The following is a 7,211-nucleotide window of genomic DNA, read 5'->3' as shown; positions in this document are numbered from 1 at the left end:
GGAGTAATAGCAGCTCACCAGGTACGACATGATCGACTGGTCGTCGATCTGCTTGAACCGGATGTTGAGGCTCGGCTCGTATTCGTCGGGAATTCCGGTCTGATGCAGCCCCACGACGCCCTGATCCTTCTCACCGATGCGCATCGCCATGATCGATGTGGTCTGGGTGTCGCTGACCGGGATCTTGCCGCACGGCAGCAGGGGGACGCCGCGCCAAGCGGGCACCCGGTGCCCCTGGTACTCCACGGGGTCGGGGTACAGACCGCGACGCGAACACTCGCGACCGAACGCGGCGATCGCTTTCGGATGTGCGAGAAAGAATTTGGTGCCGCGCCGCATGCTGAGCAGCTCGTCCATGTCGTCAGGGGTCGGCGCGCCGGATTCGGTGGTGATGCGCTGTTTGAGGTCGCAGTTGTGCAGCAGGCCGAACTCGGCATTGTTCACCAGGTCGTACTCGCGTCGCTCGTAGAGCGCCTCGACGGTGAGCCGCAACTGCTGGTCGACCTGGTTCATCGGATCGTTGAACAGGTCGGCGACGCGGGTGTGCACGCGCAGCACGCTCTGGGCCAGGCTGAGTTCGTATTCGCGGGGGCTGGCGTCGTAGTCGACGAAGGTGCCCTCGAGCAGCGGTTCGCCGGAGTGGCCCGAGGAGATCTCGATATCGGCTTCACCCTTGGAGTTCTGGAGCCGGCTCGACCGCTGGGCCGCTTCGGTGCGGATCTGATCCAGCTCCGGGTTCAGTTCGAGAAATTGCTCGAATTGTTGTCTCGGCAGGCAGAGAATGGTGGTTCTGGTCACCGTCTTGACCGTGTCCGGCCAGATCGCCGAAGGATCGGTGAGCATTTCCTCGCCGTAATAGTCGCCGCCGGACAGCAGGCCGAGTTTGGTCGACTCGCCGTATTGACCGGAGCCGAGCCGGGCGAGTTTTCCGTGCACGACGAGGATCACCTGATCCATCGGATTGCCGAATTCGGCGACGACCGATCCCGGATCGAGGTCGTATTGCACGAATTTGTCCGCGAGTGGGCGCAGGAGTTCGTCGTCGTCGATAGTGCGCAGTGGCGGAAGCTCACGGAGTTCCTGCGGAATCACCCTGGCCCGGGATCCGTCGACGACGAATTCCACCTCGCCGTTGCCGACGGTGTGGGTGAGCCTGCGGTTGACCCGGTAGATACCGCCCGCGACCTGCACCCATGGCAGTGCGCGTGAGAGCCAGCGCGAGCTGATGCCCTGCATCTGCGGTTCGGATTTGGTGGTATGTGTCAGTTTGTGCGCGGCCGTGGTACTCAGGCTCTTGCGCACGGAATTGTCTGTGGGCAACGGCATTTCGATGGTCATGGGATATGTCCTCACCTCGGGACGGAAATCGGCACGGCCGATCGACCTGTGTGGCGCGACAATGCGCGACAGGCTCGGGTGTGGGTCATGGTGCGAAGCGAATGGTCCTGCGCGGATAACCGGGCGTGTGAAACGGTGTTACACGAAATCTGATGCGTGTCAGTACGTTCCGGACGATAACGATGGTAGGCGGTTGCGGTGGCCGCGCGCCGGATATTCGGGAAAACATGGTGATGACCGGGAGAACCGTTGTGCGGGAGGCGATTGCGGACAGCTGGGTGTCCGGGAGTCGCCCGCGATGTGTTCTCTGTGCCGATGCTCGCCCGCATCGCGGCGGCCACCTCTGCCATGGGCTGCCGGTTCCCGGGCGATCTCGGCGTGACGACGAACCGTACGAGAGTTGTGACCTCAGTGTTATCGGCCGTTGAGCGGGGCATGTGATTCGAATCGCCGGAACATGCGGCCTGTCACAGCCGACACATAATGGAGGTCCGATGTGGCAAGCTCATATGAGCACATCGGGGTGTGTGAGGTGTGTCACTTTGAGCAGGTAGGGCCAGGTGGGAACGGTGGATATCAGTCCAAAAGGTGTGGTCGGTTCGGTGCAGCGGTTGCTGGCTACCGCGCAGAACGGGCTGGAGGTGATCCGCTTCGGCGGGTTGTCACACGATGTCGAGTCCTCGCCCTTCGAGGTCGTCGAGCGCCGACGCATGTACCGGCTGCGACATTACTTCCCCGACGATACGACGCCGGGGCGTCCGGTGGCGCTGCTGGTGCCACCGTTGATGGTGAACGCCGACATCTGGGACGTCAACGCGGCAGGCGGCGCGGTCGGCATTCTGCACGAGAGCGGAATCGACTGCTGGGTCATCGATTTCGGCTCACCCGCGACCGAGGAGGGCGGCTGGGAACGCGACCTGGCCGACCACGTGCTCGCGGTGAACTCCGCCATCGACACCGTCTGTGAGGCCACCGGCGCGCAGCTGCATGTGATGGGGTACTCCCAGGGCGGCATGTTCGCCTACCAGACCACTGCCTACCGCTACGGCAAGGGCGTGGCCTCCATCGTCACCTTCGGCAGCCCTGTCGACATAGTCAACGGGATGCCGTTCGGTCTGCCCTACGGTCTGGTTTCCGAAGTCGCCGATTTCCTCGCCGACCACGTGATGCACCGGCTGCCGATCACCGAATCGATGGTACGCATCGGCTTCCAGATGCTCGACCCGGTGAAGACCGCCAAGTCGCGCATCGACTTCCTGCTGCAATTGCACGATCGGGAAGCGCTGCTGCCCAAGGAACGTCAGCGCCGCTTCCTCAACAGCGATGGCTGGGTGGGGTATTCGGGTCCGGCGGTGGCCGATCTGCTCAAGCAGTTCGTCGCCCACAATCGAATGATGCTCGGCGGATTCGTGATTCGCGACCACCCGGTGTCGCTCGCTGAGCTCAAGTGCCCGATCCTGGCCTTCGTCGGCGAGGTGGACGACATCGGTCAGCCCGCCGCGGTGCGTGGCATCGTGCGGGCCGCCCCCAATGCCGAGGTGTACGAAGCGAGTTTGGTGGCAGGCCATTTCGGGCTCGTCGCCGGTTCGACGGCCACCAACCACACCTGGCCGATGGTGCGCGACTGGATCGCCTGGATGGACGGCAACGGCACCCTGCCCGAGCAGATCGTGCCCATGCAGGAACACGTCGCGAGCAACGCGCCGCGCACCGCCGCCACCCGGATGGTGCACACCGCCGCCGGCCTGGCCGAGGCGGGCGCGGGTGTCGGCAAGGCACTGGAAGGCATCGCGGGCAACACGATTCGCGGATCGCTCGAAATGGCGGGGGAGGCGGCGCGGGCACTGCCCCGGCTGACCAGGCTCGGGATGATCCAGCCGCACACCCGCATCTCGCTCGGCAAGCTGCTCAGTGAGCACGCGAGCCGCGCACCGCAGAAGGACCTGGTCCTCTTCGACGACCGGGTGCACACCAATGCCGCCGTCGAGGAGCGCGTCGACAATGTCGTGCGCGGCCTGATCTCGGTCGGCATCCGCCCCGCCATGCGCGTCGGCATCATGATGGAGACGCGTCCGAGCGCCCTGGCCTCGGTCGCGGCGCTCTCGCGCATCGGCGCCGTCGCGGTGCTGCTGGCGCCGGGCGCCGAACTCGACCGGGCCATCGAGCTGACCGGCGTGCAGACGCTGATCGCCGATCCGGAGAACCTGCGCACCGCCGCCGCGACGGCCGCCAGGGTGCTGGTACTCGGCGGCGGCGACAGCCGCGCACTCGCGGTGCCGACCAGCGATCGTGTGATCGACCTCGAGCAGATCGACCCGGCGAAGGTCCGGGTGCCCGCCTGGTACCGGCCGAACCCGGGCCTGGCGCGCGAACTCGCGTTCGTGCTCGTCCTCGGCTCCGGCGAGCGCCTGGAGGCGAAGTACATCACCAACCACCGCTGGGCCCTGTCGGCGTTCGGCACCGCGAGCGCGGCCGACCTCGACCGTCGTGACACGGTGTACTGCCTTGCGCCACTGCACCATTCGTCTGGGCTGCTGGTGAGCCTCGGCGGGGCGATCGCCGGTGGCAGCCGCATCGCGCTCGCTCGGCCGATGGACATGGATCCGGGCCGGTTCGCCGAAGAGGTGCACCGCTACGGCGTCACCGTCGTCACCTACACCTGGACGATGCTGCGCGACCTGCTCGACTCCCAGGTCTTTCCCGCAGGGCACAACCACCCGATCCGGCTGTTCATCGGTTCCGGTATGCCCGCGGGTCTGTGGCGGCGCACCATCGAACAGTTCGCCCCGGCCAGGGTGCTCGAGTTCTACGCCTCGATCGACGGCGACGTGGTGCTGGCGAATGTCACCGGCGCCAAGATCGGATCGAAGGGCAGGCCGGTTCCCGGCACCGCGCGGGTCGAATTGGTCGCCTACGACCCGGTCAGCGAGCAGATCCTCGTCGGCGACGACGGGTTCGCCCGCCGCTGCGCCGACAACGAACCCGGGCTGCTGCTCGGCAAGGCCGTCGACGGGGGCGACATCTCCGACGGTGGGCTGCGCGGTGTGTTCCGCGCCGGTGACGCCTGGTGGCCGACGGAGAACCTTTTCCGGCGTGACAGCGACGGTGACTACTGGTTGGTCGACCGTCGCGACACCGTGATCCGTGCCGTGCGCGGCCCGGTGTTCACCCAGCCGATCGTGGACGTGCTCAACGACATCACCCCGGTCGACATGGAGGTCGCGTTCGGGCTGAAGACCGCGGCAGGCGTGATCGCGGCGGCCGCCCTGAGCGTGCGTGACGGGTTCCGGATCGAACCGGGCGATGTCACCGAGGCGATGCGCGGGCTGGAGCCCGGCCAGCGCCCTGACCTGGTCTACGTCGTCGACGAGATCCCGCGCAGTTCCAGCTTCCGCCCCTCGGCATCGGCGATCCAGGCCGCGGGTCTGCCCAAGGCCGGACCGGGTACCTGGATCTACAACCGGGAGACCGAAGCGTACGAAGTGCTCAGCAACGCCGCGGCGGCGACGCTGTTCGGCGGAAGCTGACCGCACAACGCGAAGGCCGCCCGGCAGAAACCGGGCGGCCTTTGTTCGATTGCGGCTAGACCTGGTATTCGGTGACCGCGTCGACGACGCGACCGAGCTGAGCCTCGCTCAGCAGCGGCCACAGCGGCAGGCGCACGATCGTCGCCGAGAAGTTCGCCGAGCGGGTGCACGGCACCGGGGTCCGGCCGTACTTGAGGCCCGCGGGGCTCGAATCCAGCGGAATGTAGTGGAACGGCGCGACGATGCCGCGTTCGGCGAGGTGGGCGATGATGCCGTCGCGGCTGTCCTCGCTGGGCATCCGCAGGTAGAACAGGTGCGCGGTGTGGCCCGCGTCGGCGGGCACCGTCATCGGGCGCACGTCGTTGCGTGCCGCCCAGTCGGGCAGCGCGGCCGCGTAGGTGTCCCACACGCGGTGGCGGTTGGCCTGGATGGTGTCGAACTCGGCCAGCTGGGCGTCGAGCACGGCGGCGTTGAGCTCGCTGGGCAGGTAGCTGGAACCGATGTCCTGCCAGGAGTACTTGTCGACCTGCCCGCGCAGGAAGCGAGCGCGGTCGGTGCCCTTCTCCCGCATGATCTCGGCGCGCCCCATCAGGATCTCGTCCGACAGCAGCAGCGCGCCGCCCTCACCGCAGTGCACGTTCTTCGTGTCGTGGAAACTCTGCGTGCCGAGGGTGCCGATCGTGCCGAGCTGTCTGCCCCGCCAGGTGCCGCCCAGACCGTGTGCGTTGTCCTCGATGATCGCCACGCCGTGCTGGGCGGCCAGCGCGAGCAGCGGCTCCATGTCGGCGGCGACACCGCCGTAGTGCATCACCACGATGGCCTTGGTGCGGTCGGTGATCGCGGCCGCCGCGGCGACGGGGTCGATATTGCCGGTGGACTCGTCGATGTCGACGAACACGCAGGTGGAACCACGCAGGGCCATCGAGGTGGCCGCGGAGGTGAACGCGAAACTGGGGACGATCACCTCGTCGTCGGGACCCAGCTCCAGCAGCAGCGCGCCCAATTCGAGCGCGTGCGTGCAGGAGGTGGTGAGCAGCGCGTGATCGGCGCCGGTGATGGCTTTGATCTTCGCCGTCGCCGACTTGGTGAACTGACCGTCGCCGTGACTGTGATCGGAATCGAGCACGGTCATCAGATTGGGGCGTTCAGCGGCAGCGCGGAACGGCCTGCTGAAGATGATGCGGTCGCTCACGCGCAATGGCCCTTCTCCGTCGCGGCTGCCGGTACCGCGGCGTCGACTCGATGGTTCACGGCCGGCGCATGCATCGTATCCGGGCGCGGTGTCGGGGTCTGCACGGTGAGGTAGAGCGGCTTGCCGACCAGGATGTGCAGTGCGACACCGAGATACTCGGCGATCAGGCCGAGCGAGAACAGCATCGCGCCCGAGCACAGCAGCATCACGACGATGATCGACGCCCAGCCCTCGGGATCGTGGTTGTCCTGCGTCAACGCCTGCACGATCACCACCGCGGCCATGATCACCCCGGCCAGCGCGAGGGTGACCCCGAGCATGCTCACCAGTCGCAGGCCGCGAGTGCCGCTGCACAGCACCATCTTCCAGAACAGGGAGAACAGGCGGCGATAGTTGTAGCCGGACTCCTCGCGCCCTTCGGCGCGCAGCACCACCGGCACCGAGACCGTATTGCCGACGACCCAGGTGAGCGCCACGTCCAGGTACACGCCGTTGGCCGCGACCTCGGCGAGCTGGCGGCCGATGTCGCCGCGGATCAGCCGGAAGCTCTCGAAGCGCGTCGAATCCGGGAACGCGAACACCGTCGCGAGCACGATCTTGGCGCCGCGTGAGGTGAGATTGCGCAGGAAGCCGTGCGGGCGGGTATTGGACGGTTTCGAATAGACCAGGTCCGCGCGCGAGGCCAGCGCCGCGTCGAGGAAGTCCGCGATGAACGCGGGGTCGTGCTGACCGTCCTCGTCCATCGTGACGATCCAGTCGCCCTGTGCCGCCGCCATACCGGCGATCGTCGCCGCGTCCTGACCGAAGTTGCGGCTCAACCACACCGCGCGCACCTGCGGGAAGGACCCTTCCAGTTCCTGCAGGACGACATCGGAGCGGTCGGGGCCGTTGTCGTGCACGAGGATGATCTCCTCGACCGCGAACCGGGCGCCCGCCGCGGTCGTACTCGGGCCCGTCAGCCGGTCCAGCTCGGCGACCAGTGCCGCGATCGTGTCCTCGCCCCGATACACCGGGACGACCACCGATACCGAATGCACCGGGCTCGATCCGTTGCGATCGGGCGCGCCCGATCCGACGGCCATGTAGGGGGGGGGCAAAGGTGCGGACCGAATAGGGAAATCCGACGAAGTACTATTTTGTGTAGTGTTTTACAC

Annotated in this window: 4 protein-coding genes; 1 reads left to right on the top strand and 3 read right to left on the bottom strand. The window is 66.8% G+C overall.

The annotated features are described in order from the left end of the window. Positions 1-1,338 (bottom strand): family 2B encapsulin nanocompartment shell protein (locus tag ACFWF3_RS07740; protein WP_379312940.1); only part of this gene is annotated, 1,338 nt, incomplete at its 3' end. Between the two features lie 569 nt (positions 1,339-1,907). On the opposite strand from ACFWF3_RS07740, the gene ACFWF3_RS07735 reads away from it, so the two are divergent. Then, positions 1,908-4,865, top strand: coding sequence for an AMP-binding protein (locus tag ACFWF3_RS07735; RefSeq protein WP_379312939.1), 2,958 nt, complete (start codon positions 1,908-1,910; stop codon positions 4,863-4,865). Positions 4,866-4,920: 55 nt separating this feature from the next. Here the strand turns inward: ACFWF3_RS07735 and rffA are convergent, their stop codons facing one another. Further along, positions 4,921-6,057: a dTDP-4-amino-4,6-dideoxygalactose transaminase gene (gene rffA / locus ACFWF3_RS07730; protein ID WP_379312938.1), complete on the bottom strand. Its 1,137-nt coding sequence runs from the start codon at positions 6,055-6,057 to the stop codon at positions 4,921-4,923. Further along, a complete protein-coding gene (locus tag ACFWF3_RS07725; RefSeq protein WP_379312937.1) occupies positions 6,054-7,094 on the bottom strand; it encodes a glycosyltransferase in 1,041 nt (346 codons plus the stop codon). The genes rffA and ACFWF3_RS07725 overlap by 4 nt, the downstream gene beginning before the upstream one ends. Positions 7,095-7,211 lie beyond the last annotated feature (117 nt).

The sequence above is a fragment of the Nocardia sp. NPDC060220 genome (genome assembly GCF_042727815.1).
Taxonomy (GTDB): Bacteria; Actinomycetota; Actinomycetes; order Mycobacteriales; family Mycobacteriaceae; genus Nocardia.
Note: the sequence above shows the minus strand (reverse complement) of the source record. Positions and strands in the feature narration are given on the sequence as shown.